This window comes from Rhodospirillales bacterium (genome assembly GCA_014323865.1).
Lineage (GTDB): Bacteria > Pseudomonadota > Alphaproteobacteria > SP197 > SP197 > SP197.
In genome coordinates this window covers 304395-330622 of record JACONG010000016.1, presented here as the reverse complement: position 1 = coordinate 330622, position 26228 = coordinate 304395, and the positions used below count along the sequence as shown (strand labels likewise).

General features: G+C 63.9%; 26 protein-coding genes and 1 tRNA gene. 18 read left to right on the top strand and 9 right to left on the bottom strand.

The features are described 5' to 3' along the window. Positions 1-307 precede the first annotated feature (307 nt). Positions 308-511 (bottom strand): hypothetical protein, encoded by a 204-nt coding sequence (locus GDA49_10505; protein MBC6440816.1) that lies wholly within the window; start codon positions 509-511, stop codon positions 308-310. 38 nt (positions 512-549) lie between these two features. Here GDA49_10505 and GDA49_10500 point away from each other — a divergent pair, with 38 nt between their 5' ends. The 5 genes from GDA49_10500 to GDA49_10480 all read left to right on the top strand — a co-directional run bounded on the left by GDA49_10500 (position 550) and on the right by GDA49_10480 (position 2919). Then, positions 550-1533 carry a PD-(D/E)XK nuclease family protein gene (locus GDA49_10500; protein MBC6440815.1) on the top strand — a complete coding sequence of 328 codons (984 nt, stop codon included), beginning with the start codon at positions 550-552 and terminating at the stop codon, positions 1531-1533. 318 nt (positions 1534-1851) lie between these two features. Next, entirely contained in the window at positions 1852-2055 is a 204-nt protein-coding gene (locus GDA49_10495; GenBank protein MBC6440814.1) for a hypothetical protein, read from the top strand. 6 nt (positions 2056-2061) lie between these two features. Continuing rightward, positions 2062-2421: a hypothetical protein gene (locus GDA49_10490; protein ID MBC6440813.1), complete on the top strand. Its 360-nt coding sequence runs from the start codon at positions 2062-2064 to the stop codon at positions 2419-2421. Next, entirely contained in the window at positions 2408-2710 is a 303-nt protein-coding gene (locus GDA49_10485; GenBank protein ID MBC6440812.1) for an SDR family oxidoreductase, read from the top strand. Before GDA49_10490 ends, GDA49_10485 begins: the two co-directional genes overlap by 14 nt. Beyond that, positions 2623-2919 (top strand): SDR family oxidoreductase, encoded by a 297-nt coding sequence (locus GDA49_10480; protein MBC6440811.1) that lies wholly within the window; start codon positions 2623-2625, stop codon positions 2917-2919. The genes GDA49_10485 and GDA49_10480 overlap by 88 nt, the downstream gene beginning before the upstream one ends. Before the next feature lie 41 nt (positions 2920-2960). On the opposite strand, the gene GDA49_10475 is transcribed toward GDA49_10480, so the two are convergent. Beyond that, positions 2961-3036, bottom strand: a tRNA-Ala gene (locus GDA49_10475). An 88-nt stretch (positions 3037-3124) separates the two neighbouring features. Beyond that, a complete protein-coding gene (locus GDA49_10470; protein MBC6440810.1) occupies positions 3125-3451 on the bottom strand; it encodes an FYDLN acid domain-containing protein in 327 nt (108 codons plus the stop codon). Between the two features lie 146 nt (positions 3452-3597). Between GDA49_10470 and aroA the strand changes: the two genes are divergently transcribed. From aroA to GDA49_10405, 13 genes are all read left to right on the top strand, one after another. Next, positions 3598-4947, top strand: coding sequence for a 3-phosphoshikimate 1-carboxyvinyltransferase (gene aroA, locus GDA49_10465; protein ID MBC6440809.1), 1350 nt, complete (start codon positions 3598-3600; stop codon positions 4945-4947). Next, complete coding sequence (locus tag GDA49_10460) at positions 4944-5600, top strand: (d)CMP kinase (protein MBC6440808.1); 657 nt, start codon at positions 4944-4946, stop codon at positions 5598-5600. Before aroA ends, GDA49_10460 begins: the two co-directional genes overlap by 4 nt. Before the next feature lie 126 nt (positions 5601-5726). Further along, positions 5727-7526, top strand: a complete 1800-nt coding sequence (rpsA, locus tag GDA49_10455; protein MBC6440807.1) for a 30S ribosomal protein S1 — start codon at positions 5727-5729, stop codon at positions 7524-7526. Positions 7527-7556: 30 nt separating this feature from the next. Next, positions 7557-8468, top strand: coding sequence for a signal peptide peptidase SppA (sppA, locus tag GDA49_10450; protein MBC6440806.1), 912 nt, complete (start codon positions 7557-7559; stop codon positions 8466-8468). A gap of 59 nt (positions 8469-8527) precedes the next feature. Next, entirely contained in the window at positions 8528-8821 is a 294-nt protein-coding gene (gene ihfB / locus GDA49_10445; GenBank protein ID MBC6440805.1) for an integration host factor subunit beta, read from the top strand. Between the two features lie 4 nt (positions 8822-8825). After that, positions 8826-9158 carry a LapA family protein gene (locus tag GDA49_10440; GenBank protein MBC6440804.1) on the top strand — a complete coding sequence of 111 codons (333 nt, stop codon included), beginning with the start codon at positions 8826-8828 and terminating at the stop codon, positions 9156-9158. A gap of 37 nt (positions 9159-9195) precedes the next feature. Next, a complete protein-coding gene (locus tag GDA49_10435; GenBank protein MBC6440803.1) occupies positions 9196-10161 on the top strand; it encodes an ornithine cyclodeaminase family protein in 966 nt (321 codons plus the stop codon). A gap of 54 nt (positions 10162-10215) precedes the next feature. Next, entirely contained in the window at positions 10216-10926 is a 711-nt protein-coding gene (pyrF, locus tag GDA49_10430; protein ID MBC6440802.1) for an orotidine-5'-phosphate decarboxylase, read from the top strand. 1 nt (position 10927) lies between these two features. Further along, entirely contained in the window at positions 10928-11569 is a 642-nt protein-coding gene (locus GDA49_10425; protein MBC6440801.1) for a phosphoribosylanthranilate isomerase, read from the top strand. Between the two features lie 74 nt (positions 11570-11643). Beyond that, entirely contained in the window at positions 11644-12855 is a 1212-nt protein-coding gene (gene trpB / locus GDA49_10420; GenBank protein ID MBC6440800.1) for a tryptophan synthase subunit beta, read from the top strand. After that, a complete protein-coding gene (locus tag GDA49_10415) occupies positions 12852-13682 on the top strand; it encodes a tryptophan synthase subunit alpha (GenBank protein ID MBC6440799.1) in 831 nt (276 codons plus the stop codon). Before trpB ends, GDA49_10415 begins: the two co-directional genes overlap by 4 nt. Further along, entirely contained in the window at positions 13679-14590 is a 912-nt protein-coding gene (locus GDA49_10410) for an acetyl-CoA carboxylase carboxyltransferase subunit beta (protein MBC6440798.1), read from the top strand. Before GDA49_10415 ends, GDA49_10410 begins: the two co-directional genes overlap by 4 nt. Continuing rightward, positions 14587-15882: a bifunctional folylpolyglutamate synthase/dihydrofolate synthase gene (locus tag GDA49_10405; protein ID MBC6440797.1), complete on the top strand. Its 1296-nt coding sequence runs from the start codon at positions 14587-14589 to the stop codon at positions 15880-15882. The genes GDA49_10410 and GDA49_10405 overlap by 4 nt, the downstream gene beginning before the upstream one ends. Here GDA49_10405 and GDA49_10400 read toward each other — a convergent pair. The 6 genes from GDA49_10400 to GDA49_10375 all read right to left on the bottom strand — a co-directional run bounded on the left by GDA49_10400 (position 15879) and on the right by GDA49_10375 (position 26165). After that, positions 15879-17264, bottom strand: coding sequence for a glutamine synthetase (locus tag GDA49_10400; GenBank protein MBC6440796.1), 1386 nt, complete (start codon positions 17262-17264; stop codon positions 15879-15881). The genes GDA49_10405 and GDA49_10400 overlap by 4 nt on opposite strands. 55 nt (positions 17265-17319) lie before the next feature. After that, the gene (locus GDA49_10395) at positions 17320-17493 is read right to left on the bottom strand and encodes a helix-turn-helix transcriptional regulator (GenBank protein ID MBC6440795.1); all 174 of its coding nucleotides are present in this window, start codon (positions 17491-17493) and stop codon (positions 17320-17322) included. Between the two features lie 109 nt (positions 17494-17602). After that, a complete protein-coding gene (gene trxA, locus GDA49_10390; GenBank protein ID MBC6440794.1) occupies positions 17603-17923 on the bottom strand; it encodes a thioredoxin TrxA in 321 nt (106 codons plus the stop codon). 96 nt (positions 17924-18019) lie between these two features. Continuing rightward, on the bottom strand, positions 18020-24463 hold the full coding sequence (gene addA / locus GDA49_10385; GenBank protein MBC6440793.1) for a double-strand break repair helicase AddA: 6444 nt from the start codon (positions 24461-24463) through the stop codon (positions 18020-18022). Next, positions 24460-25167, bottom strand: coding sequence for a nucleotidyltransferase family protein (locus tag GDA49_10380; protein ID MBC6440792.1), 708 nt, complete (start codon positions 25165-25167; stop codon positions 24460-24462). Before GDA49_10380 ends, addA begins: the two co-directional genes overlap by 4 nt. Beyond that, on the bottom strand, positions 25164-26165 hold the full coding sequence (locus GDA49_10375; GenBank protein ID MBC6440791.1) for a phosphotransferase: 1002 nt from the start codon (positions 26163-26165) through the stop codon (positions 25164-25166). The genes GDA49_10380 and GDA49_10375 overlap by 4 nt, the downstream gene beginning before the upstream one ends. Positions 26166-26228: the final 63 nt, after the last annotated feature.

Genomic DNA, 26228 nt, shown 5'->3' with positions numbered 1-26228 from the left:
CCGGGTTCTCCAACCTCCAGAGACCGATTCACGGTTCAGGTCAAAGCGACCTGAGCCGATCGGGCAATAGCGGCAGATGATCCTGATGGGGTCAGCTGCCCGGGATCGATGCGGGAATGGACATCGAATCTCTCCGCTCACGCCCGAGTAGCCCTCCGCTCCCTCGATGACGGCGAGTGCCAGTTCGTGAGGACGGTGATCAGAGTTGTGATAGATTTGATCGGGTATTTCCTGGGCATACCTGGTGAAGATCGTCCTGTCGTCTGTCACGGCACTGTCTGCGCGATCAGTACGGTCATGTCGGCATTCATGAGGCCTGCACCGGTCCACGTCTCCTGGAAGCGGCCGATGGCCGGATTGATGTCGTCGCCATCGGCATGCCTCCAGTGTCGATCTCAGCGAGACTGCGATATTCCATGGTCTTGCCGTCGTAGCTGATGCGGGCGACGCCGCTCAAGCGGGACGCCGGCAGCGCCTCGCGGCGGGACTTGACATCGTCACTTGCCGGCATCACCTCGCACCCGGGAAACTGAGGACGGAACCTGAATCATGAACACCCGCGGAGGACTCGAAAGTCTGAGGCAGCGCCAGTCGCCGGGAAAGCTCAGCGAGCGAGATATCGATTTGCTGTTGTGCGCTGAGCTTCATGCAGCAAGCCCACTTCGTACTAGAATGGCGGCCATATGGAAGGACCGGCGTCCGACCTTCGAGAAGGCGTGGATTAACCATACGGAGTTCGACGGCGAGTCAGACCTCGTTATATGGTTCCGCGGCGATCAGGGCGACTTGGTCCTTCTCGTCGAAAACAAGATCACGGCAGAATTCCAGCCCGACCAAGCCGAGAGGTACCGGGCCCGGGCCGAGCGTTCGAGCAAAGACAACGATGCCGATGTTCGGACCGTGCTCGTGTGTCCGAAAAAATATCTGTCCCGACACTTGACCGAGGCCGAGCGCTTCGATGAGTTGCTGACATACGAGGACATTATCGACGACCTGGCGAGCTCGACCGACGCCCGGTCCCGGTTCCTCGCCGAGGTGCTCAAGGACGGCATCGAGGCCAATCGACAAGGTTACACTCCGGTTCCCAACAAACTGGTCACCAAAATCTGGGACACCATCTGGAAAATCGCAGTCTCCGAGACCCCCAATCTGAACATGAGGGAACCCGGAGAGAAGCCGGGGAATGCTACCTGGATCGATTTTCCTGACGCAGAAGGTTTCAGCGCTGCGGATCGAAAAGGCTTGAAATTATCTCTTATTCTGAAGGCAGAGCACGGACAGGCGGACCTGCAATTCGGGGAAATGTGCCCTGAAAAACTCAAAAGCATCCTTAACGAACTTCTTGAGCCTGGCATGAGTGTGGAAAAGGCTAAGAAATCTGCGAGTGTGCGGATCTCTGTTGAAAAAATTGACTTTGGGCGCACCCCAGAGGAGCAGGAGAAGGCAATTCGAAAGGACCTTCGCCAAGTGGAACGCCTCCGAGCCTTTTATGTGGAGAACCGGATTGGTGACAGGGTACGTGAACGCCTGTGACGTCACCGTGGTGGACACCTGCGCACAGACCTGACGCTACGAGGGTGGTTATGAATCCCACCGCATCGACCTTACCGTCGATCAGGACGGCACCGTGCAGCAGTCGGCATCGTCGACGAACATTCCGATCCCATAAGCCGCCGCCGACGGTGCGACCGACGTCAAGGTGGAGGGCTGGACGATCTACCAGAACCTTCGTGCCGTGGTTCAGGTTAAGGCCCGAAATGGCGCCTGTCGTGGTTGCCCGTACCGGCGGCCGGGCCGAGGTGGAGGGCTACATCCTCACACTCTTCTCCAGTCTATCCGTTCCCTCGGTGGTTGAGAGCAAGCAGGCCGACGATCCCGACCGGTGAGTTCACCGACGACGGCTGCGAAATCCTTCGCAGCATCAAGGTGCTCAACGTCACCGAGCAGCGCGAGTTCCTTGAGGACCTCGTGGAAGCCCAGATCGTGGTCCAGGGCCGTAAGGTCGGCATCGACATCACGGAGGTCCGTTTCGGCAATCTGGACATTTTACCTTAGCTCCTGGTGGCCCGCAAGCGCGAACAGCTCGCCGAGCAGATGCGCGCCGTCTTCGAGGAAGAACAGCGGGCGCCGCTTACCCGCGTGAAGGTCGAGCGAACCAGCACGACGGCCGACCAGCATCGCGGTTACACACTTGCCCGCAGAACACAGGTCGATCGCACCGCCGCGGGTGATTGGGCGCGCCTGAAACTTCTTGGTATCGAAGGCTTCGATGGTGTCCGCGACCTCTTGAAGCCGGTCCGAATGGATCCCGGCGTCCGCCTCGTTTTGTTACTGTCGCGTTCCCTAAGGCGTCTGGAGACACCCAGAGCCAGTGTCCTGGACTGCCACATCTTCAGGGAAGCTGGATATGAGCCGCTATGACCTGATCAACAACGCCGGCATTCTGACCTTCAATCACATCGTTGATCTCTCGTTGGATGATTGGAACCACGTTCTGGGTGTCAACCTGACCGGGTTCTTTACTCGTGTCGCGCGTCGTGGCCCGCCGCATGATCACGCAGGGCACGTCCGCTTCGATCGGGTCGACCGCTTCGATCTCCGGCAAGTAGGGCAACGCCAGGTCTGGCCCAGTATACCGCCTCGAAGTTCGGTGTCGTCGGCTTCACCCAAGCCCTGGCCCACAGGCTTGCATCTCACAGCATTCTCGTGAACGCGGTGTGCCTCGGCATCGTAGACACGCCCATGATCCACGCGTTGGCCGACACGGCCGGCATCGCAGTCACCGAACATGTCGATGACCAGCTCATCAAGGAGCCCCAGATTCCCGAGCAGATCGCCTATGCCCAAGCCTATATCCACACCTCGTGTGCCATGACCGGCCAGGCGATCAACATCAATGGCGGCACGCTGTTACACTGAAGAAACGAAAAGGGCCCCGCCGGTGTGGCGGAGCCCTGATCTGGTGGAGCCGAGGGGAGTCGAACCCCTGACCTCTTGAATGCCATTCAAGCGCTCTCCCAACTGAGCTACGGCCCCGAATCCCTTTGCTGCGCCGGTTGGGCGGTGCGGGTAGCGAAGCTATGCGCGGCCTGGTTCGCGTTCAAGCCTCAATCGCGGAATGCGATCAGGTCTCTTGTTCGTCCTCGTCCGAGGGTTTGCCGCGGCCGACATCGCCAATGCCGTCATCGTCTTCTTCCTCGTCATCGGGCAGGAGATCCTCATCGGGATCGTCATCGATCTCCTCGACCTCATCCTCGTCTGCGATCTCGTCGTTCTTGGCCTTCTTCCTTTCAGCCTTTTTCTCTTCGGCAACCGGACGCGTCTTGCGCTTGGTTTCGATCTCGATCACGGCACCACAGGACGGACATGTCGGCGGGCACTGCAGCATGTCGTAGAACTTTGCGCCACAGCTCTTGCAGATGTGCTTGGCGCCCCATTCGGCCTTGGGCAAGGTCATGTCCTCCGGTCGAGGTCTCGTTTCGGGTGGGCCGCGCGAATATCGTTTCACCGCGTCAGTGTCAAAAGGATTTCGCACCGCAGCGAACATGCATGGCGATACCGTCGCGCCGTCTGGAATCGCATGATAGAAGGCGCGCCATGAATAGCCCCCACGCCTCCGGTTCCGACCGTTCGCTCAGTGCGATGCCTTGCGAGACCCTTGCGGGAACCCTGCGCGTTCCCGGTGACAAGTCGGTGTCGCACCGGTCGCTCATCTTCGGTGCGCTGGCTGTGGGCGAGACGGTTGTCGATGGTCTTCTCGAAGGAGAGGACGTGCTCGCCACCACCTCGGCGATGCGCGCCTATGGTGCCGAAATCGTGAAGGACCAGGACGGGCTCTGGCGCATTCACGGGTGTGGTGTTGGTGGACTGGGTGAACCGGATCGGATGCTCGACATGGGCAACGCGGGAACGGGCGTGCGTCTCGTGATGGGTGTTGCCGCCGGTCATGCCTTCACATCGTTCTTCTGTGGCGATGCCTCCTTGAGCAAGCGCCCGATGGGTCGTGTGATGGACCCACTTCGGAAGATGGGTGCGGCGTTTCATGCGCGCGGCGACGGACGGCTGCCGCTCGCTGTCTCCGGCTCGGCCGGTCTGATCCCGGTCGAGTACCGATTGCCGATGCCGTCAGCCCAGGTGAAATCGGCGGTGCTTCTTGCCGGGCTCCATGCACCGGGTGTGACGACGGTGATCGAGACCGAGGCCACGCGCGACCACACCGAGAGGATGCTGCGGGGCTTTGGCGCCACCGTCGATGTCGTGGAAGCCGGGAACGGCGAGCGCGCAATCTCCCTCGCCGGTCATCAGGAGCTGCGGCCCGCGACGATTCGTGTACCCGGTGATCCGTCCTCTGCGGCATTTCCGGTCGTAGCGGCGGCGTGTCTTCCGAGTGCGGCGATCCGCGTCGAAGGTGTCGGAACAAATCCGCTGCGCACGGGCCTGTTCCAGACCCTGCGCGAGATGGGGGCCGAACTGCGGTTCGAGAACGAACGCGAAGAGGGCGGTGAACCCGTTGCCGACCTGGTCGTCGAAGGCCGTGACCTGCGTGGTGTGGAGGTGCCCCCCGAACGGGCGCCGACCATGATCGACGAGTATCCGGTGCTGGCCGTTGCGGCAGCCTGCGCGGAGGGACAGACAATTATGCGCGGTCTGGCCGAACTCCGGGTCAAGGAGAGCGATCGCCTTGCTGCGGTCGCCTCGGGCCTTGCCGACAACGGTGTGGCCGTCGAAGAGCTTGACGACGGACTGATCGTCAACGGTTGCGCCGGACGCCCTGCCGGCGGCGGTACCGTGGCCGCGCGCCTTGATCACCGGATCGCCATGGCCTTTCTGGTCATGGGTCTGCTCAGCGCAAAGGGGGTCATGATCGACGACGTCTCGCCGATCGAGACCAGCTTCCCCGGCTTCACCGACCTCATGGCGGGCCTTGGCGCGGAGTTTGCGCAGTGAGTGAAGCCGTTGTCATCGCCATCGACGGACCCGTCGCCGCCGGCAAGGGAACGCTGGCGCGCCGGCTGGCAGCGCATCTCGGCCTCGCGCATCTCGACAGCGGCATGATCTATCGGGCCACCGCGGCGCGATTGCTCGACCGTGACGGTGATCCCGACAACGAGGACGACGCGGCTGACGCAGCACGGAAGCTGGTGTCGGCTGATCTCGAACGCGGCGATCTGCGAGCACAGGAAACCAGCCAGGCCGCGTCACGTCTGGCGTCCCATCCCAAGGTACGGCAGGCCCTCTTCGACTTCCAGCGACGTTTCGCCGAGACGCCGTCGGGAGCGGTGATCGACGGGCGTGATATCGGGACCGTGGTCTGCCCCGATGCCAACGTAAAGCTCTATGTCACCGCCACTCTCAAGGCCCGAGCCCGACGTCGCCATGACGAGCTGTTCGCGCGTGGCATACCGGCTGACCTCGCGGCGATATCCGATGAGATTGCCGAGCGTGACCGCCGCGACATGGAGCGGCCCGTCGCACCCTTGCGCCAGGCTGAGGATGCGGTACTGCTTGATACGTCCGAGATGGACGCTGAGCAGGCCTTCGAGGCCGCTGTCGAAATCGTCCGACAGCGGTTGAACCGGTCCGTCAACGCGACTATATGAGCGCACGCTCCGGTCAAAAGAGGCCGGAAGGTTCCCGTCTCGCCCGGGCTGTCGCCGGACGAAATCCCAAACGGGACCACCGAGGAAGCGGCAGAACCGCATCCTTATGAAGAATCTGGAGACAGCATGACCGACACCAGCGTGGTGCAGGACACACCTGCGTCCGACGAGAGTTTTGAAGACCTTTTCAACGAGTTTCTGGAGCGCGTCGACATTGTCGAAGGCGCCGTCGTCGAGGGCACGATCGTGTCCATGCAGGGCGATTCCGTCCTGATCGACGTGGGCCTGAAGGCTGAGGGCCATGTTCCCCTTCGCGAGTTCACGCCACCGGGCGGTACGCCCATGGTCGGCGTCGGCGACAAGGTCGAGGTCTTCGTCGAGCGTCTCGAGAACCGCAACGGCGAGACGGTCCTGTCGCGCGAAAAGGCGCAGCGCGAGGAGGTCTGGAACCAGCTTGAGGCCGCGTTCGAGAACTCGGACCGGGTCAAGGGTTACATCTTCCAGCGCGTGAAAGGCGGTTTCACCGTCAATCTCGGCGGCGCGTTTGCGTTCCTGCCGGGTAGCCAGGTTGACATCCGGCCCGTGCGCGACGTCACCCCGCTGATGGGCGACGAGCACGAGTTCCGCATCCTCAAGATGGATCGTCGCCGCGGCAACATCGTCGTTTCGCGCCGTTCGGTGCTCGAGGACGAGCGTGCCGATCAGCGTGCCGAGTTGATCTCGGGCCTTGCCGAGGGCCAGGTGCTCGACGGTGTGGTCAAGAACATCACCGACTATGGTGCCTTCGTCGATCTGGGCGGGCTGGACGGCCTGCTCCACGTGACCGACATCTCCTGGCGCCGCATCAACCATCCCAGCGAGGCGCTGAACATCGGCCAGACCGTGCGTGTGCAGGTCATCCGCTTCAATCCGGAGACCCAGCGTATCTCGCTCGGCATGAAGCAGCTTGAGGCCGACCCCTGGGAGGGCGTCGGCGCCAAGTACCCGGTCGGCGCACGTTTCTCGGGCCGTGTTACCAACATCACCGACTACGGCGCCTTCGTGGAGCTGGAGCCCGGCATCGAAGGCTTGGTGCACGTCTCTGAGATGAGCTGGACGCGCAAGAACGTGCATCCCGGCAAGATCGTCTCGACCAGCCAAGAGGTCGATGTCGAGGTCTTGGATGTCGACTCGGACAAGCGTCGCATCAGCCTCGGCATCAAGCAGACCCAGAGCAATCCGTGGGATCACTTCCTGGCGCAGCATCCGATCGACAGCGAGGTCGAGGGCGAGGTCAAGAACATCACCGAGTTCGGTCTCTTCATCGATATCGGGGACGAACTCGACGGCATGGTCCACATGTCGGACCTCAGCTGGAGCAAGCCCGGCGAGGAGGTGATCGCCGAGTTCAAGAAGGGCGACCGCGTCAAGGCCAAGGTGCTTGATGTCGATGTCGACAAGGAGCGCATCAGCCTGGGCGTCAAGCAGCTCGAGGATGATCCGCTTGCAGATGCGCTCGACGGTATCTCGCGCGGTTCGATTGCGACCTGTTCGGTCTCGCGCATCATGGACAACGGTGTCGAGGTTCTGATCGACGGCACGGTACCCGGCTTCATCCGCAAGGCCGAACTGGCGCGCGAGCGTGGTGATCAGCGTCCCGACCGGTTCGCCGAGGGTGATCGTCTCGACGCCAAGGTGACGGCCATCGACAAAGCGACGCGCAAGCTGAGCCTCTCGGTCAAGGCGCTTGAGATCGACGAGGAGAAGAAGGCCATGCAGACCTACGGGTCGGCCGACTCCGGCGCGACGCTTGGCGATATTCTCGGCGCGGCACTCTCCGCCAAGGGCGCGGAAGCGTCCGAGGACGAGGCATCGCAGGCCAAGGAGCCGGCTGTCGAGGAGGCTGCCGCCGCTGACGGTGAGACCGAAGAGACGAGGCCCTCGTAATCGCATAGGATACGGTGGGAGAAATCGCTGATGGCCCAGGATGCGGAAGCCCTGATCGAACGTCAGCGGCTTTGCCGCCGTCTCATGCTCTGGCGATTGCTGTTTGTCGGTGCTCTGGCGCTGGCCGCGATTGTCGCCTTCGCCAAGATCGGCGATGACGAACCGACAGGGGCCTACGTCGCGGTGCTCGACGTCAACGGCGTCATCGAAACCGACCGCGACCGTGACGATGCGCTCGACCGCATCGCACGTGACGACAATGCCAAGGCGCTGCTGCTGCGCATCAACAGCTCCGGTGGCACCTTTGTCGGTGGCGAGAATCTCTATCTGAACCTTGTCCGCGTCGCCGATGCCAAGCCGGTCGTCGTGGTGATGGAGGATGTCGCGACATCGGCCGGCTATATGATCGCCATGGCCAGCGAGCGGATCTTTGTACGTCAGGGCACCATCACCGGCTCGATCGGTGTGATCTTCCCGACGACAGAGGTAGTCGACTTCTTCGACATCCTCGGCATAAGCTTCGAAAACATCAAAAGCGACCCGCTCAAGGCCAATCCGTCGCCGCTCGAGCGCACGCTGCCCGAGGCGCGCGAGTGGACACAGATCATGGTCGACGAGATGCAGGCCGTCTTCGTCTCGATCGTCGACGAAGGGCGGCCCGATCTCGATCATGCGGCCGTGGTGGCGCTGGCCGATGGTCGGGTCTTCTCCGGCGTGCGGGCTGTCGAGAACGGACTTGTCGACGAATTCGGCGGCGATCGCGAAGCACGTGACTGGCTTGCGGCTGAGCACGACATCGCCACAGATCTTCCCTTGCGCGATGTCGAGATTGAGGATGATCTCCCCTGGTATGCCGAAGTCCTGTGGGAAACCGGGAAAAGCGTTCTACCAGAACCACTTATACTTGACGGCATGCTGGCCCTCTGGCACCCTGAACTTTAGTTTTGCCGATGCGGCCGAGGGCGAAGAGGCTGCTTGGATCGACTGTCAGGATTGCCGATATGACCAAATCGGAACTGATCACGCGCCTTTCGGAGCGTTATCCTCATCTCTACCAACGCGATGTCGAACGCATCGTCAACACCGTGTTCGACGAGATCAGCGGTGCCTTGGCGACCGGTGATCGCGTCGAACTGCGTGGCTTCGGCTCGTTTTCGGTCCGCCGGCGCAATGCGCGTGTCGGGCGCAATCCACGCACCGGGGCCACCGTCAAGGTGGAAGAGAAGTTTCTGCCCTTTTTCAAGACCGGCAAGGAGCTGCGCGAGCGCCTCAACGTGAAGGATTGCGAGGACTGATCGCATGCGCGATCCGTTGAATCTCCTGAAGTGGTTCATCGGCGGACTTATCGCCCTCGCTCTTGCCGTGTTTGCGGCATCCAATAGCCAGTTCGTCGAGATGTCGTTCGCCCCCATGCCCTACAGTCGGTCCATCCCGCTGTCGGGTGTGTTTGTCGCGTTCTTTCTCCTTGGCACGCTCTTCGGTGGCCTCTTTGTCTGGATCTCTGAACGCAAGCACCGCAAGGCGTCATCACAGCGTCGGCGCCGTGCGAAGAAGCTGGAGAAGGAGCTCGAAGCGCTCAAGGCCGAGAAATCGGCTCTGCAGGCCGACTCCGCCAAACAGAGCGCCGCCTGAAATGCTCTTGCAACATCCGTTTCCAAGGAGGTGAGCCATGGCGCGCTTGGTGACAGGCGACGAGGTTCATCGTCTTCTGGACTATCCCTCCCTGGTCGAAGGCCTGAAGGCGTTTCACCTTCAGGACGTTGACGAAGCCTTTGATGTGCATCTCGCCCAGCCGGCGCCGAGCGGAACCGAGAACGTGTTCCTAGCGTTGCCGGCCTGGCAGCGGGATGAAGCCGTCGGCATCAAGCTCGTTACCGTCTTTCCTGACAACGAGTACACTGGCACCGGCCTGCCTTCGGTCCAGGGCGTCTACGCGCTGTTCGACGGCAAGAACGGTCGTCCGCTTGCGCTGATGGACGGGACGGCACTGACACTACGCAAGACCGCGGGCGATTCCGCGACCGGTGCAAGTTTCCTTGCCCGCGAGGATGCCGAGGTCCTTCTGATGGTCGGCGCTGGTGCCATGGCGCCGCACCTGATCATGGCACACACCGCAATCCGCCCCTCGATCCACCGCGTTCTCGTCTGGAACCGGAGTGGGGCGCGTGCGGCGGCGCTGGCCGATGATCTCGCTCTCGAAGGAGTCGCCATTGAGGCGATCGATGACCTTGAGAGCGCGGCGCGTCAGGCCGATGTCATCTCTTGTGCTACCATGGCGACCGAACCACTGATTCTTGGAGATTGGCTCAAGCCCGGTGCCCATCTCGACCTTGTCGGCGGCTACCAGAAACACATGCGGGAAAGCGATGACACCTGCGTTCGCCGGGCCCGGCTGTTCGCGGATTCCCGCATGTTCACGCTCGGCCGGGTCGGCGACATTTCGCAGCCGACCGAGGCGGGAATCATCAGCGATGCCGACATGTTAGGCGATCTCTTCGATCTTGCCCGCGGTACCTGTACGGGGCGGGAATCAGCCGACGAGATCACACTCTACAAGAACTCCGGCGGAGGTCATCTCGATCTCGGAACCGCGAAGTTCCTGATGTCGCGGCTCGAGGCCGAAGACGAACGCTGACGAAGGCGCAGTTCCTCTGTTATAAAGCCGCCGTCCCTGTAAGGAACATCGATCATGGATCGCAGCGATGCCGCGGCCCGCCTGCTCTGCGCCCTCGACACGACCGACCTCGACGCAGCCCGATCGCTGGCGGACCGGCTCGACGGCCATGTTGGCGCGCTGAAGCTCGGCCTGGAGTTTTTCTGTGCCCACGGACCTGCGGGCGTCGAAGCGGTGACCGGCGACAAGCACGGCCTCTTCCTTGATCTCAAGCTGCACGACATTCCCAACACCGTAGAGGGCAGTCTGCGAGGCATGGCACCTGTCGCCCCGTTCCTCACGACAATCCATGCCGCGGGCGGTTCTGCCATGATGCGAGCTGCGATGGACACGGTCGCGGAGATGGGCGGGGCGCGTCCGCGTGTCGTTGCTGTCACGGTGCTCACGAGCCTCAACGACGTCGATCTTGCTGCCGTCGGGGTGTCGAGCGGTGCCTCTGACCAGGTCTTGCGCCTGGCCGATCTCGTGCAGGAGTGCGGGGTCGACGGGGTCGTCTGTTCGGCCCTTGAGGTCGAACGGCTTCGGGGCCACTGCGGTGATGATTTCCTCCTCGTGGTGCCCGGTATCCGGCCCGCGTCGGCCACAACCGACGATCAGAAGCGTGTCATGACGCCCGGTGAGGCGATTGCGGCGGGCGCCAGCTATCTGGTTGTCGGCCGGCCGATCACCCGATCGGACGATCCGGCTGCTGCTGCGGACGCCATTGTTGACGAGATGGCGGTCTGATATGGCGATCGGCGTCAAGATCTGCGGGCTGAACGACAACGAAGGCCTGGATGCGGCGCGGCGCTACGGCGCACGTATGGTCGGCTTCAACTTCTTTCTGAAGAGCCCGCGCTTCGTGGACACCGAACAGGTTCGCCCCCTTGCCGAGCGGGTCGGACCCGATGTCGAGCGGGTCGGCGTGACGGTCGATCCCGATGACGACCTGCTGAGCCGGATTGTTCCCGCAGCGAAGCTCTCGATCGTGCAGTTCCACGGAAACGAGAGCCCGGAACGGGTTGCCGATGTGCGCGAGCGCTACAGGGTCAGGGCCCTGAAGGTCATCCGCATCTCGGAGGCTGCCGACCTGGAGCCGGTCGCCTACTACGAACACGTCGCCGATTTCATCATGTTCGACACCAAACCGCCCAAGGGCGCCACGCGGCCCGGCGGCAATGCCGTTGCCTTCGATTGGCGGTTGCTGTCAGGCCGTTCGTGGCGGCGACCGTGGCTGCTTTCGGGCGGCCTCAATCCGGACAATCTCAGGCAGGCCGTCGAACTGACGGGGGCCACGTTCGCCGATGTGGCGTCCGGTGTGGAGTCCGCACCGGGCAAGAAGGATCCCGCAATGATCCGGGCCTTCATGGACGAAGCCGCAGCGCTTTAGCGGCTGCCGCAAAGGATCGTTGCAGATACCCGGGGAACGGGGCATGTTCCGGCCGTCTGAACGCACGGAACACCATGGATTCGGTCAACACCTATCGCTCCGGCCCTGACGAACAGGGTCACTTCGGGATGTTCGGTGGCCGCTATGTCGCCGAGACCCTCATGCCGCTCATTCTGGCTCTCGAAAAGGCCTGGAACGAAGCCAAGACCGACCCTGCGTTTCAGGCCGAATTCGACCACTGGGCGAAGCACTACATCGGCCGTCCGAGTCCGATGTACTTCGCCGAACGGCTGACCGAGCACCTTGGCGGCGCGAAGATCTACTTCAAGCGCGACGAGCTCAACCACACCGGCGCCCACAAGATCAACAACACCGTCGGCCAGATCCTGCTTGCCCAGCGTATGGGCAAGCAGCGCATCATTGCCGAGACCGGTGCCGGCCAGCACGGTGTCGCCACGGCGACCGTCTGCGCCAAGGTCGGCCTACCCTGTGTCGTTTACATGGGCGCCAAGGATATTGAGCGGCAGAAACCCAATGTCTTCCGCATGCGGCTCCTGGGTGCCGAGGTTGTTCCCGTAACGTCGGGCTCCCACACGCTGAAAGATGCGCTCAACGAGGCCCTGCGCGACTGGGTCACCAACGTCGAGACGACCTTCTACATCATCGGCACTGTCGCCGGTCCACACCCCTATCCGGAGCTCGTGCGCGAATTCCAGTCGGTGATCGGGCGTGAGGCGAAGGAGCAGATGATCGAGGCCGAAGGCCGACGACCTGATACGCTCGTTGCCTGTATAGGCGGCGGTTCTAATGCCATGGGCCTGTTCCATCCCTTCCTCGACGACAAGGATGTCGCTATCTATGGCGTCGAAGCGGCCGGCCACGGCATTGGAACAGGAGAGCACGCCGCCTCGATCACCGGCGGTCGCCCCGGCGTTCTGCACGGTAACCGCACCTACCTGCTGCAGGACGACGACGGGCAGATCATCGAGCCCTATTCGATCTCGGCGGGTCTCGACTATCCGGGCATCGGGCCCGAACACGCTTGGCTCGCCGACGTCGGCCGCGTCAACTATGTCTCGGCGACCGATCAGGAGGCGCTCGACGCCTTCCAGCTCTGCACCCGGCTCGAGGGCATCACCCCGGCGCTGGAGCCCGCCCATGCGCTGGCCCATGTCATGAAGATCGCGCCGGATCTGCCGAGGGATCACATCATCTGCATGAACATGTGCGGACGGGGCGACAAGGACGTCTTCCTGGTCTCTGAAACGCTGGGAGTGGAGATTTGAGCGAGACCCGCATCGACAGGCGCTTTGCCGCACTAAAGGACGAAGGCCGCGCGGCGCTCGTCGCCTACATCATGGCGGGCGATCCCGATTTCGATCTCTCGCTCGACATCGTCAAGGGTCTCCCTGCCGCCGGTGCCGACATTATCGAGCTCGGCATGCCCTTCACCGATCCGATGGCCGACGGGCCGACCATTCAGGTCGCCGCCCAGCGCGCGCTCCGGACCGGCATGACCCTGCGCCGCACGATCGAGATGGTGCGGGAGTTCCGAAAGGACGATCAGGACACGCCGATCGTGCTGATGGGTTACTACAATCCGATCTACTCCTACGGCAACGAAGCCTTCCTGGCCGATGCCAAGGAGGCGGGCATCGACGGCCTGATCCTCGTCGACATGCCGAGCGAGGAGGACAACGAACTCTGTCTTCCGGCGATCGAAGCAGGCTTCAACTGGATCCGGCTCGCAACGCCGACGACCGATGCCAGGCGCCTGCCGGCCGTGCTCTTGAACGCTTCGGGTTTCGTCTACTATGTCTCGATCACCGGGATTACCGGCACCCGATCGGCCGATCCCGCCGTCGTGGGCGATGCAGTTGCACGCATCAAGGCGGCGACCGACCTGCCGGTGGCCGTCGGTTTCGGCATCAAGACCGCCGAGCACGCCGAGGCGATCGCACGGGTGGCGGATGGCATCGCCGTCGGGACCGTCTTCTGTCAGGCGGTCGCCCACGGGCTTGACGCCGACGGCAAGGGCACGCGCGCATGTGTCGAGAATGTCTTGAACATCGCCCGCGATCTTTCCTCGGGAATCAAGAGTGCGATGGCATGAGCTGGCTCTCCGATCTGGCGCTTCCCAAGATCCGGGATCTGGTTCGCAAGACCCAGACGGCGGAGACGCTCTGGGACAAATGCCCGAACTGCGAGCAGATGATCTTTCACCGCGATCTCGAAGCCGCGATGAACGTCTGCCCGCATTGCGGCTTCCATATGCGTATCGCGCCTGATGTCAGACTACGGTCCCTGTTCGACGACGGCAAGTTCGATCGCATCGAACTTCCCAAGGTCGCCGCCGACCCGCTGCGCTTCCGCGACCGCAAGCGTTACTCCGATCGCGTGAAGGAAGCCCAGACGAAGACCGGCGAGAAAGACGCCATGGTCGTGGCCCATGGCGAAGTCGGGGAACGCCCTGTTGTCTGCGCCATCTTTAACTTCGATTTCATGGGCGGTTCGATGGGCACCGCTGTCGGCGAGGCAATCGTCACGGCGGCGCGGCTGGCCAGGCTTCAGGATGCCGCATTGATCATCTTTTCGGCGTCGGGCGGCGCGCGCATGCAAGAGGGCATCCTATCGCTGATGCAGATGGCCCGCACGACGGTCGCCATCACCGAGCTGAAGGAGGCCAGTCTGCCCTACATCAGCGTGATGACAAATCCGACCACGGGCGGTGTGACAGCTTCATTTGCAATGCTGGGTGACGTCTCGATCGCCGAACCCGGTGCCATCATCGGTTTCGCCGGCGCGCGCGTGATCGAAGAGACGATCCGCGAGAAGCTGCCCGAAGGTTTCCAGCGTGCCGAGTATCTGCTCGATCACGGCATGCTGGACATGGTGGTGCGTCGGCCCGAGCTGCGTGACCGGCTGGTCATCCTGCTCGATCACCTGATGTCGGGCCGCCCGCAGGAAGACGAGCTTCTGCAGATCCCGGCGAACGATGCCGAAGAAGCGGCGCCTGCGTGAGCAAACTGTCAAGTGATGTTCTGCTCGAACGTTTGATGGGGCTTCATCCGAAGCTGATCGACCTGTCGCTCGACCGCATGTACGCGATCCTTGAGCGGCTCGGACAGCCATACACGAAGCTCCCGCCCGTGGTCCACATTGCAGGCACCAACGGCAAGGGTTCGATCGTCGCCTACATGCGCGCCGTTCTGCGCGCTGCCGGCTACCGCGTCCACAGCTACACCTCGCCGCACCTGGTCCGGTTTCACGAACGCATCGAGATCGACGGTGCGGCGATCGACGAAGATGCCCTGGCCGACCTGCTCGACGAATGCGAACGAGCGAACGGCGGCGAAGCCATCACGTTCTTTGAAGTCACGACCGCAGCCGCATTCCTAGCGTTTTCGCGCGAGCCGGCCGATATTCTCTTGATGGAAACCGGTCTGGGCGGTCGTCTTGATGCGACCAATGTTGTCGACCGGCCGCTGATCTCGATCATAACGCCGATCTCCTACGACCACCAACAATTTCTCGGCGACACATTGTCCAAGATCGCCGGTGAGAAGGCCGGGATCATCAAGACCGGTGTGCCGGTCGTGATCGGTCCGCAGGAGATCGACGCGCGCGACGTCCTGCTTGAGAAGGCCGATGCGCTGGGGGCGCCGGCTTGGCTCGCGGGGCGTGACTTCGAAGCGACCGAGATCGGCGCCGATGGCTTTGTCCTGCGCGATGGCGACGAACGTCTGGCGCTTCCGACGCCGGTTCTGCTCGGACCGCATCAGCCCTTTAACGCGGCGACATCGGTGGCCGCCCTACGTCGTCTCAAGGGTTTCTCGATCAACGACGACCACATGGCAGAGGGGCTTCGAACCGCACGATGGCCTGCACGTCTCCAGAAGCTGGAGGGTGGTGCGCTCAACCGCCTCGTCGGCGATGATGTCGAGCTCTGGCTCGACGGCGGCCACAATCCCGCTGCAGGCGAGGTGCTCGCCGGCATGGCCTCGAACTGGGCCGAACGTCCGCTCGATCTTGTCGTAGGCATGATGAACACCAAGGATCCCCGCGGCTTCATCGCGCCGCTTGCACGGCATGTCAGGCGCGCTGTTGCCGTCAGTATCCCCGGCGAAAAGAACACCCTGCCTGCCGAAGACACGGAAGCCCTGTTACGGGAAACCGGGATCAATGCCTCCCGGGCCGACAGCTTCGAGAACGCCTTGGTCGATCTCGCGGGCCGCTCCGGGGAAGCCAGCCGGATCCTGATGTGTGGATCGCTCTATCTCGCCGGCCGGGTCCTGGCGGCGCAGGACGGTTAGATCAGCGTCAACAGACGCTCGTACTCAAGATTCGAGATGTGGTCGTTGAACTCGTGGAACTCGGCCCACTTGAGCTTGCTGTGGATGTCCCACCACGTCGCACCGAAGTAGTCGGGCAGAACCTTCGCATTATCCGACGCACGCAGAGCGTCAACCCAGATCGCGGGCAGCGTCGGGGCGACCTTTTCGGCTGCGTTGCCCGTTATCGGAGCGCCGGGATCGATCGCATTCGTGATGCCGTGGTGCACACCCGCCAGGATCGCGGCCGCGACCAGATAGGGATTGGCGTCGGCGCCGGCCGGTCGGTGCTCGATGCGCCGCGCCGCTGAAGGCCCGCCCGGCACCCTGAGCGAGACCGTTCGGTTGTTGTAGCCCCAGGTCGGCGCCATCGGTACCCAGCCCGTCGGTGTGATCCTGCGGAACGAGTTGGCGTTGGGCGCCCAGATCGGCATGGCCTCGGCCATGGTCGCCACCAAGCCCCCGATCGCATGACGGAAGAGCTCGCTGCCCTGAGGTCCACCGTCGTCGAACACGTTCCGTCCCTGGTCATCGAGCAACGAAATATGGATATGCGTGCCGCTTGTGGAGAACTGGCGGAAAGGCCGGGCCATGAAGGTTGCTGTCAGGTCCTTGGCTGCGGCAACACCCTTGATGGCGCGCTTCTGCAGCATGGCGTGATCGCAGGCCGCGACGGGATCGTCCGTGTGGTGCAGGTTGATCTCGAACTGACCCGGCGCGTACTCGATGGTTGCGACGTCGGTGGGGATACCCTGGGACCGACAGGTCGCGACGATGTCGTTGAGCACCGGCGCATAGGCATCGAGCTCGTCCATCAGATAAACTTGGGTTTCCGACGGCTTGCGGCCCGTCACCGGCGAGCGGGCCGGCATCGGCCTGCCGTCCTCGTCGGCGTCGTTCTCGAGCAGATAGAACTCCAGCTCGATCGCCACGACCGGCGTGAAGCCGAGCGCACCCACCTGATCGGCGATCCGACGCACGATATGACGCGGGTCGAGCCACCAGGGTTTGCCGTTCTGATCGCTCATGCTCATCAGGACCTGGGCGTGCTCAGGCCCCTGCCACGGCACAGCCGTCAGCGTTCCGGGAACGGCATGACAGGGATAGTCGGGATCGCCATCGGCCGGCCCCATGCCGGTGCTGTCGACATTGTTGCCCAGCATGTCGAGCGCATAGGTCGATCCCGGCAGAACGAGGCCCGTGGTGTAGAGCTTCCCGAGAGCCGAAACGTCGAGTCGCTTCCCCCGGGGAATGCCGCAGATATCGGGTATCATCGCGTCGACCCAGCGCACCTCAGGGTGCTGCGCCAGGAACGCTCCAGCCTCGTCGGTCGCCGAGTCGTGGTTTGTTGAGGGACCGGTCACGACAGGACCGTCCCGGCCGGATCGTGGCGCGGCCACGTGTGCACGCTCAAAGAAGTCATTGGGCTTGAACTTCGCCTTCGGTCGCCTCGACGATGCGCTGCATGATCTCGGCGCGGGGCAGAAGCTTGCCCGAGACATACCGACTCATCGCCGCTTCGGTGAAGTTTACCGTTCTGGCAAGGTCCCGTACGGAGAATCCCGAGGTGGTCAGATAGTCGCCCAGCTTCACCGGGCGATTATGATGCCAAGCGGTAGCGGCACCAAGGTTGCGGCGCTCGCAGAACCTTCACATTGTCGCGAGAAGCGCGGCGCCGGCGGTCACCCGCTGGCGCAAGATCTCACATCGCGCCGTCGACCCACTCGTAGAGTTTGCTCTTGGGCAGGGCGCCGACCTTCACGGCGGCGACTTCGCCGCCCTTGAACATCATCATCGTCGGGACGCCGCGCACGCCGTACTTCGACGGGGTGCCGGGATTCTCGTCGATGTTGACCTTCACGACCTGGACCTTGTCGCCGTAGTCCTGGGACAGGCCCTCGAGCGCGGGCGCAATCTGCTTGCAGGGTCCGCACCACTCGGCCCAGAAATCGACCAGCACGGGGCCATCTGCGTTGAGGACATCCTGTTCGAACGAATCATCGGTCGTATGCTGGATGCTCATGGTCCTCGTCTCTCCTGATTTGTTGCTCCCGGTCTCGCTGGCAGGCAGGCCATGATCCCGAGTGGACGACGTATTTAGGAAGGCCCCGCCAAGGCGTCAAGCGGTGCAAGCCTGCCATGACGGCAGTCTGTGGGTATCCAGAAGAGAACTCGGGATCTCCACCAGTGAAGGTATATCAGTCCAAAGTAAAGAACAGGATATTGATCGATCCTTGTAGATCAGGCGCACAAGTTCGCGATAGCCAGCAAGTTGTTTGAGATAGGCGACTGGAGTCTTGTCCGCGACGTCAGGAGCATTCCGTCCGGTCTTGAAGTCGATGATCGCGACCTTCTCATGCGACACGGCCAGACGGTCGATCTGGCCTGCTACAACCATCTCGCCCAGCACACCCGACACCGCCACTTCGGCACGACTTCCCGGCCCGAACACGAAGGCGTAGGCAGGGTCGTCCAAAAGAGCGAGCACGCGGTCCGCGATGTCCCGTTGTTCCGTGTCGGAAAGTTCGGGAGCGTGTGACGTAATGAGTCGTCCGGCTGCCGCTGTTCGCCTGTCGAGCGGAACCGGTGGCAACAACTCCAGCAGGCGATGCACCAGGCGGCCGCGTTTCAGTGCGGCGCCGTCATCCCGTTCGCCGAGCGGTGAGCGCGGTAACGCCTCGGCCCCGGTCAGACGTGACGGACTGATCGGCCGGTCGATGGCTCTTTCGGCGGGCAGGTCCATCGTTGCTTCGGACGGTAGATTCACGATCGCGACGTCACGGTCCGGACCGACCGGCTGCAGGTCGACCGGCCGGACCTGCGGGCACGTCAGACGCCAGGCCTCGCCGTCGAACGGCACCGCGACCGATGCACGGCCATCGAGTCCGGAGAGCGCCTTGGCAATCATGTCGTGCCATGTTCCGAGTTTCTCGTTGCTGCCCTTCTGCGCCGCACAGACATAGAGACGGTCCCTGGGCCGTGTCAGGGCGACGTAAAGCAGGCGGCGTTCCTCTTCGGCGGCCTTGCGGCTGCGTGCGTCGGAGAGACTGTCGCCCCACGTCGTTCGGACCGCCGCAGCGCCGACCCACAACGGCAGCAAGACCCGGGGATCCCAGTGGATCGACGGACCCGATCGGTCACGTCCCATGTCGTCGACGAGAAAGACGACGGGTGCCTGAAGGCCCTTGCAGCCATGCACGGTCATGATGCGCACTGTGTCGCCCGCTGTCTCAGCCTCGCGCTTGACCTCGGCGGTGCCGCTGGAGATCCACCACACGAATCCCTGCAGCGAGGGGGCATGATCGCGCTCGTAAGCCAGTGCGAGGTTGAGGAATTCGTCGAGCGGGTCCTGGGCTTCCAGCCCGAGGCGATGGATCAGCGCCTTGCGGCCGTTGAATCCCTCGGCGCTGGCACACGGCAGAGTCAGTAACCGGTCGAAAAAATCGAACGGTGCGGCAAGATCCGTCATGCTGAGGAGGCTTTCGATCCATGATGCGGCACGATCGAAGGCCGGCGCCTCGTTGCGGCGCTGGCGCAGCGTTTGCCAGAGCGTTGTGTCGTCCTGCCGGTTCGTTGCGAGCTGGAAGAGCAGATCGTCGTCGAAACCCACGAAGGGGCCCTTGAGCACGCTGGCGAGGGACAGGTCGTCTTCGGGAAGCAGGCAGAGTCGTCCCAGAGCGAGGAGATCGCGCACGACGATTTCGCCCGTCAGATCCATGCGGTCGACGCCGGCCACGGCCACCCCAGCGCGACGCAGTTCGCGCACCAGGGCGGTCACAAAGTCGCTCCGGCGACGCACCAGAACCAGAACATCGCCGGCCCTCACGGTGTCACCGCGCGACGCGAGAATCTCTCCGGGCCCGCCGTCGGCGCCTGTCAGTTCGGCGATGCGCTGCGCCATGGCGGCGGCGAGTCGTGTGTTGTGGTCGCGCGGTTGGGAGCTGTCGAGACAGCGTGTCCAGGGATCGCCGAGCTCCGGCGTCTCAGCATGCAGTACGGGCCAGACCTCGACCATGCCGCCGTCCTCCTTGCGAAAGGACTCGTGGCGAATGGTCTCGCCGCGGAAAACGACGCCCGATGAGGCCTCGGGACTGTCGAACACAGCGTCGACCAGATTGAGGATGGCGGGCACCGAGCGGAACGAAAGGTCCAGGCTGTCGGCCAGCCAGGTACCGGGGGCAGCGCGCTCCTCCAGAGTCCGGCGCACCGCCTGGAAGGCGTCCAGATCGGCGCCCTGAAAGCTGAAGATCGACTGCTTCTCGTCACCGACAACGAAGATCGTGCGCGGCCGCTCCCGGTCGCCCGCTCCGTCAAAGAACTCCTCGGTCAGCTTCAGGATCACGTCCCACTGGGCGGAATTGGTGTCCTGGGCTTCGTCGACGAGAACATGGTCGATACCGCCGTCGAGCTTGAACAGAACCCAGGGCGCGATATCGGGCTTCGACAGCAGTGCACGCGCGTGTTCGATCATGTCATCATAGTCGAGCATGGCCATGGCTGCCTTCATCCGCCGGAAATCGGTCAGGATATCCGCACCCAGCACAAGCACGGCCCGCGTTCGCTCGAAGGTCTCGAACGCCTTCAGCCGCTCGAAGACCAGGGCAAGGCGCTCGCGTTCCCCATCGAGTGCCTCGGCGAGATCGGGATGGCTTTCGCGTACGGCCTTGCTGCCGACCGGTCGCGAGCCGGGGGTCCAATCCCTCTTGAGGAAGGCACTGGCGTAGGTGTGGAAGAAATCCGGGCGATCGGCTTCGGCTGCTGCCAGGAACGGAGCGATTGCATCGGCCGCCTCGATGTCTGTCTTGCCGCCACCCGACAGGGCTTCGGCGGCACGCCGCAGAGCGTCGCCGTCCATCTCCCGGTCGCGGCAGGCCTTGGCGACGACATCCCGGTCGGTCTGGTCGGGATCGATCTGGAGGCCCATCGCCAAGGCGCGCAAAGCCTCGTCGAGGGTACCGTAGCGCCGCAGCATGTGGTCGAACGCGGCGGCGCTGTCGCAGATCTCCTGCAGCAGCGCGCTGGCCCGACCTTCTCCGGCCTCCAGCAAGAGCCTGTCGAGCGCGGAGCGAAGCGCCGGCGCACGCCCTGCCGCGATGCGGCCGATGACGCTGTCGCGTGCCGCCTGCAGGAGCTCGGAACGGGCGCGATCCTCGATCAGCCCGAAATGGGGGGCGATACCAGCCTCGAGTGGAAAGCGTCCCAGGAGTGACTGGCAGAAGCTGTGGATCGTGGCAATCTGCAGGCCGCCCGGCGCGTCGAGCGTGGCCGCGAACAGGATGCGCGCGCGTGCCATCACGTCGTCATCGGGCTCCGATCCGGTCAGCGCGGTGAGATCGGTACGGAGGTCGGTGTTGTCCATGGCCGACCAGCCGGCCAGCTCCTGGCGGATGCGGTTGGCCATCTCTGCCGCGGCGGCGCGTGTGAACGTCAGGCAGAGGATGCGTGAGGGTGGGTTGCCGTCGAGCAGAAGACGCAGCACGCGGTCGGTCAGCACCTTGGTCTTTCCGGTGCCGGCCGAGGCCGCCACCCAGACCGACATGTTCGGGTCCGACATGGCCTGTTGCCGCGGGTCGGATGCCCGAGGGCGAGGCGTCCCGCTCTCCGGCACGTCGACGAACGCAACATCGTCCAGCGGTTGGCCCCAGCCCAGGCGCCATTCGTTGGTGCGAGCGACATCGAGGTAGGGGTCGAACCGATGAACGGGCTCGCCCGCAGGATGGTCCAGATAAGCCGTCTCCGGTCGGGCGAAGATCGACACGAGGCGTTGCAGGCCGTCCCGTGCGTCCCGTGCGATCTGGTCGGTCTCATCCGCGATCGTAGTGATCTTGCCACCGATATGACCGCCGGTCAGCTTCCAGTGCTCGAGGCTCGCGACCGATGCCTGCTCCAGATCCTCGAATCCGCCAGCCTCGACCATGGCAGCCTCGAGCGGCAGCTGCGGGGCCATCCCGCTGATTACATCCTTCCTGGTCGGCGGTGCGCCAGTCTTGTAGTCGACCACGGCGATGCGGCCGTCATCGCCTATTTCAAGCCTGTCCGCCTTCGCCGTCAGCCGGAACCGTCCGCCCGAACCGTCGTCGATCTCGAGCGATCCGCTTGTCTCAGCCACGATTCTGGTGATGCGGTCGCGTCGCCGTCGTTCCTCCTCCACGAACCAGCCCGCGATATGCTCGAAGCGCTGCCACCAGAAGGCTGCGACCACCGGGCGCTCCAGCATCGGACCGAGGATGTTGCGCCCATGATCCAGCAGGCGATCCAGCGCATCGGATGGCAGGTTGTCGGGAAACTCCGTGACGAAACGTTCCAGGGCCTCGTGGATGAAGCTGCCGCGCATGGCGGCGTCGGCGTCTTCGTCGATCTCGTCGAGCGGCCTGAGACCAAGGACATGGCGCGCGTAGATCGCATAGGGGTTACGTTGCCAGAGCGCAATCTGGGTGACGGACAGATTTCGGGGACGGTCCTCGATCGGGGGGCGCGGCTGCGGCTGCTCGACAGGTTCGACCAGCGGCGGACGGTCCAGGACCGTCTGCCAGCGCCGCCAGAGCGTGGCACCGGCCAATGTCTCGCGTGCGAGACCGCAGGCATCAAGCCGGGCGCGCAGGCGTACGAGCCAACGCGCCGGAACCGTCGGTGCGCCGTCCGCGCGTTCGGAGTAAAGCAGCAGCACGTTGGCGGCCGAAGCGGCCTGAACAAAATCGTGCGCGGCGAGGCCGATGCGTTGCTCCGGGGTGTCCAGGCCGAAGCGCCTGCGCATCGGTCGGCTGAGCCAGGGGTCGTGGGGCGGTTCAGGTGGCCAGTTGCCTTCGACCAGGCCGGACAGGATGACGCAGTCGGCGTGCTGCATGCGGGCCTCGAGCGGCCCCCAGATGAAGGCACGGGGGTGTTTGCCGAAGCGCGGCCTGACGACGCGCTGCGCCATCAGGGTGTCGAGCAGGGCGGGGTAGGCTTCGGTCTGGATCAATCCGAAGGCGCCCGCATGGTCGCGCATCTCCGCGACAAAGCTGTGCAGCGCTTCTCCGTCATCGTGCTGCCAGATCGATCCGGTTGACGCGTCCGCCGGACGTGCCAATGCCTCGAACGCCCGGCCATGGGCCTCGATCAGAAGCGCGAGCGGCGCAGCCTGTGTGGCCAGTTGCTCGGCAAATCCCCCGATAGCGCTGCTGATCTCGTCAAGAAAGCCTTGGAGATCGGCATTTTCGTCGACGGCATCCCGCAGACCGTCGATCCCGGGCGCCGGGCGCGGGCCGCGCAGCGCCCTGCGTTCGAGGCGGCGAACCAGCGGACGGATCTCGGCAGGGTCGCGGCCGAGACGCAGAAACGGGTGCTTCAGCAGCGCGAGCACGGGGACGGGTGCCCAGTTCGCGGCGAGGGCGCGGGCCAGCAAGCGGAAGAACACGCCCGCCGGGGCCGCGCCAAGCGCCATACCGGCCGAGTCGTCGACATCGATGTTCCAGCGCCGCAGTTCCGATGCCACGCGACGGGCGATCGACCGGTCGCGCGTGACCAGCGCAACCGTGCGTTCCGGTTCCTCCAGCGCAATGCGCATCCGCAGCGCAGCCACCTGAGCCTCTTCCCGCGGGTTGGCGCAGGCGGCGAGTTCGAGACCGCTGATGGCGTCGGCAGTGTTCGCCACAGCCGGTCCTTCGGCCAACGGGGGGCGAAGGGCGTCGGAAAGCAGCCGGCGGCGCGCCGGACTGCCGAGCACCAGGCCGGAGTCCGGGAGCGGCCCCCAGTCCGTCACCATCTTCCGTTCGATCCCGATGTGATCGAGCAGGGTCTTGAGGCCATGCTGGGGGTGACTGGCCTCGATCGCGTCCCAAGCCGCCTCGTCGAGCTCGCGATCGAGCCCGGGAAGAACGACCGCGCCATGGGGCAGGGCGGCGATGCGTGCGAGAAGCCTGGCCGTCGATGGGATCGAGCCCGTGGAACCCGCAGCGATAACAGGGTGATGGGGAGGACGGAGGCGCCAGCGTTCGTTCAGCGTGTCCAGCAACATGCGGCGGCGACGGGCCGGATCCAGCCGCTCCTCACGGGTGCACTGCTGGTGCCAGCCATCGACAACTCGTCGCAGGAACACCAGCGTCGTTTGCCAGTGTTCGGCGAGATCGCCCTCGACCAAGGTGTCGAGCCGATCCATCGAAACCTCGGCCGTGTCGACTTCGTCGATGAAGGACGCCAGGGCCTCGGCAAGTTTGGCAGCCTGCTCGTCGCTCGTGACGCCGAATTCAGGATCGTTCCGGATCTGCCGGGCCAGGAGGAGCTGTCGGCGCAGCGGCGTGATCGCAGGAAGGATGTCGAGGCCGGTTTCATGTTCGCCGGCGAGCGAGACCGTGAGTTCGTCCTCGTCCACATCGCCGATCGGACGGATCGCGGGCAGAATCAGCGCATGCCCGTCCGACTGGCGCAGGAACGCCTCGCGCAGGCTGCGAGAGGCGCGCCGCGTGGGAACCAGGATTAACGTATCATCCAGGGCGGCGGGCTCGCCCCTGGTGTCGTGTAACACCCCTGCAGCCAGCGCATCGACGAAGGATACCCCGCTCGGAATGTTGTAGACGCCCTTCATGTCATGTCCTTCAGCCAACGCTCGGCTGCCTCGAGGTTCTCGGGCGTATCAACCGTGAAGCAGCCACCGTCGTGCTGCACACCGAACAGGCGACCGGCGGCGAGCGCCTTGTCCCAGAGCAGGTTGAAGGAGAACGGCGGTTCCGGCGCATCGCGCAGCAGCCGTGGATGAACGATCTGGAGGCTGGCATAGACGAAGGGGGCATGCGGGGCTTCGCCCCGGCGCACCGGGCGATGATCCTCATCAAGGAAGAAGTCCCCCGCACCGCGAAACCCTCCAGCCTCGGCTGTCGGCACGAGCAGCAGCAACGCGTCCATCCGGCGCTCATCCCAGGCTGCCGCCAGGATCTCCAGGGCCGGCGTGCCGCGTTCCGCAATCAGGACGTCACCGTTGGCGACGACGAAGGGATCGGCACCCAGCATGTCGAGTGCATTCAGCACGCCACCGCCGGTGTCGAGCAGGTCCGATTCCCGGCTCAGAACGACAGCGGGGTCGCCGCGTTGTTCGAGTGCGTCAGCGATCCGGCCTGCAAGATGCCAGGCATTGACCACAACGGTGCCAAAGCCGTGAAAGCGGTCCAGCATGCGGTCCAGCATCGACCGTCCGCCGATCTCGATCAGGGGTTTGGGCGTGTGATCGGAGATCGGCCGCATGCGCATGCCCCGGCCGGCAGCGAGGATCATCGCACGCGACGGCGCCATCATGCGGCCCGTGTCCGCTTCTCCGAAGGGATCCAGCGGTCGAGCCAGTCCGTTAGCGGTGCGAGCGCCGGATGCCGCAGCTCATGGGCGAGATGGCCCCAGACCCTGGGCATGTAGTCCTGGTAGCCGGGTTTGCCGTCGCGCGTGAGCAGGCGACAGAAGATGCCGGCGATCTTCAAATTCCGGTGCGCGCCCATGACCGCACAGGAGGTTTCGAAGTCGGCGCGGTCGAGCGACGGGAACGCCGCGAGATAACTCTCGATGGCCGCCTCGACCGTCTCCGGCGCGACGTCACGGCGTGCATCCTTGAGCAGGGAGACGATGTCGTAGCTGGCCGGCCCGATCACGGCGTCCTGGAAATCGAGCTGGCCGACGCGTTTGACTCCGTCCCGCTCGGGAAGCCAGAGCAGATTGTCGGCGTGGTAGTCGCGCAGGACGACGACATCGGGCAGCCGCCGCGCGAGCGGGAACAGATCGTCCCACAGCGCGACGAACTCGTCGCGCCCCTCGGCGGTCAGTTCCAGGCCTGCGAGCGGCATAAACCAGTCGGTCAGAAGCGAGAGCTCGAAGTGGAGCAGATCGTCGTCGTAGGGCGGCAGATCGTGCAGCAATGCGGCACGATGAAGGACGGCAAGCGCCTCAATGGCGGCGACGTAGAGCGTGATTTCGTTGTCGCTCCCGATCAGGACACGGGTGTAGATGCTGTCTCCGAGATCCTCAAGCAGAAGGAAGCCAGCCTCGGCATCCTCGTCCAGGATTGCCGGCGCGGCGAGACCTGTCGCAGAGAGATGGCGTGCCACCGTCACGAATGGACGAATATCCTCTTCCGGCGGCGGCGCATCCATCAGAACGGCGCGCCCGCGTGGCCCCCTGATGCGATCGTAGCGCCGGAACGAGGCATCGCCCGCCAGTGGGTGTCGTTCGGCATCGCCCCAACCACATCGGTTCAAAAACCTCCCGATGGCTTCGTCACGCGACAGGTTGTTCAGATGAGCCTCCATCGGGTAAGTCCTAGCCCCGCGGCGGTCGCGAGGAAAGCCTGGCCCTGCGGCAGGTGGTGGTTA

Bases quoted from the DNA above. Each gene is read 5' to 3' on its own strand.
- GDA49_10505 (MBC6440816.1), bottom strand. From the start codon at position 511: ATGCCGGCAAGTGACGATGTCAAGTCCCGCCGCGAGGCGCTGCCGGCG.
- GDA49_10500 (MBC6440815.1), top strand. From the start codon at position 550: ATGAACACCCGCGGAGGACTCGAAAGTCTGAGGCAGCGCCAGTCGCCG.
- GDA49_10485 (MBC6440812.1), top strand. From the start codon at position 2,408: ATGAGCCGCTATGACCTGATCAACAACGCCGGCATTCTGACCTTCAAT.
- aroA (MBC6440809.1), top strand. From the start codon at position 3,598: ATGAATAGCCCCCACGCCTCCGGTTCCGACCGTTCGCTCAGTGCGATG.
- rpsA (MBC6440807.1), top strand. From the start codon at position 5,727: ATGACCGACACCAGCGTGGTGCAGGACACACCTGCGTCCGACGAGAGT.
- sppA (MBC6440806.1), top strand. From the start codon at position 7,557: ATGGCCCAGGATGCGGAAGCCCTGATCGAACGTCAGCGGCTTTGCCGC.
- ihfB (MBC6440805.1), top strand. From the start codon at position 8,528: ATGACCAAATCGGAACTGATCACGCGCCTTTCGGAGCGTTATCCTCAT.
- GDA49_10440 (MBC6440804.1), top strand. From the start codon at position 8,826: ATGCGCGATCCGTTGAATCTCCTGAAGTGGTTCATCGGCGGACTTATC.
- GDA49_10435 (MBC6440803.1), top strand. From the start codon at position 9,196: ATGGCGCGCTTGGTGACAGGCGACGAGGTTCATCGTCTTCTGGACTAT.
- pyrF (MBC6440802.1), top strand. From the start codon at position 10,216: ATGGATCGCAGCGATGCCGCGGCCCGCCTGCTCTGCGCCCTCGACACG.
- GDA49_10425 (MBC6440801.1), top strand. From the start codon at position 10,928: ATGGCGATCGGCGTCAAGATCTGCGGGCTGAACGACAACGAAGGCCTG.
- trpB (MBC6440800.1), top strand. From the start codon at position 11,644: ATGGATTCGGTCAACACCTATCGCTCCGGCCCTGACGAACAGGGTCAC.
- GDA49_10410 (MBC6440798.1), top strand. From the start codon at position 13,679: ATGAGCTGGCTCTCCGATCTGGCGCTTCCCAAGATCCGGGATCTGGTT.
- trxA (MBC6440794.1), bottom strand. From the start codon at position 17,923: ATGAGCATCCAGCATACGACCGATGATTCGTTCGAACAGGATGTCCTC.
- addA (MBC6440793.1), bottom strand. From the start codon at position 24,463: ATGAAGGGCGTCTACAACATTCCGAGCGGGGTATCCTTCGTCGATGCG.
- GDA49_10380 (MBC6440792.1), bottom strand. From the start codon at position 25,167: ATGATGGCGCCGTCGCGTGCGATGATCCTCGCTGCCGGCCGGGGCATG.
- GDA49_10375 (MBC6440791.1), bottom strand. From the start codon at position 26,165: ATGGAGGCTCATCTGAACAACCTGTCGCGTGACGAAGCCATCGGGAGG.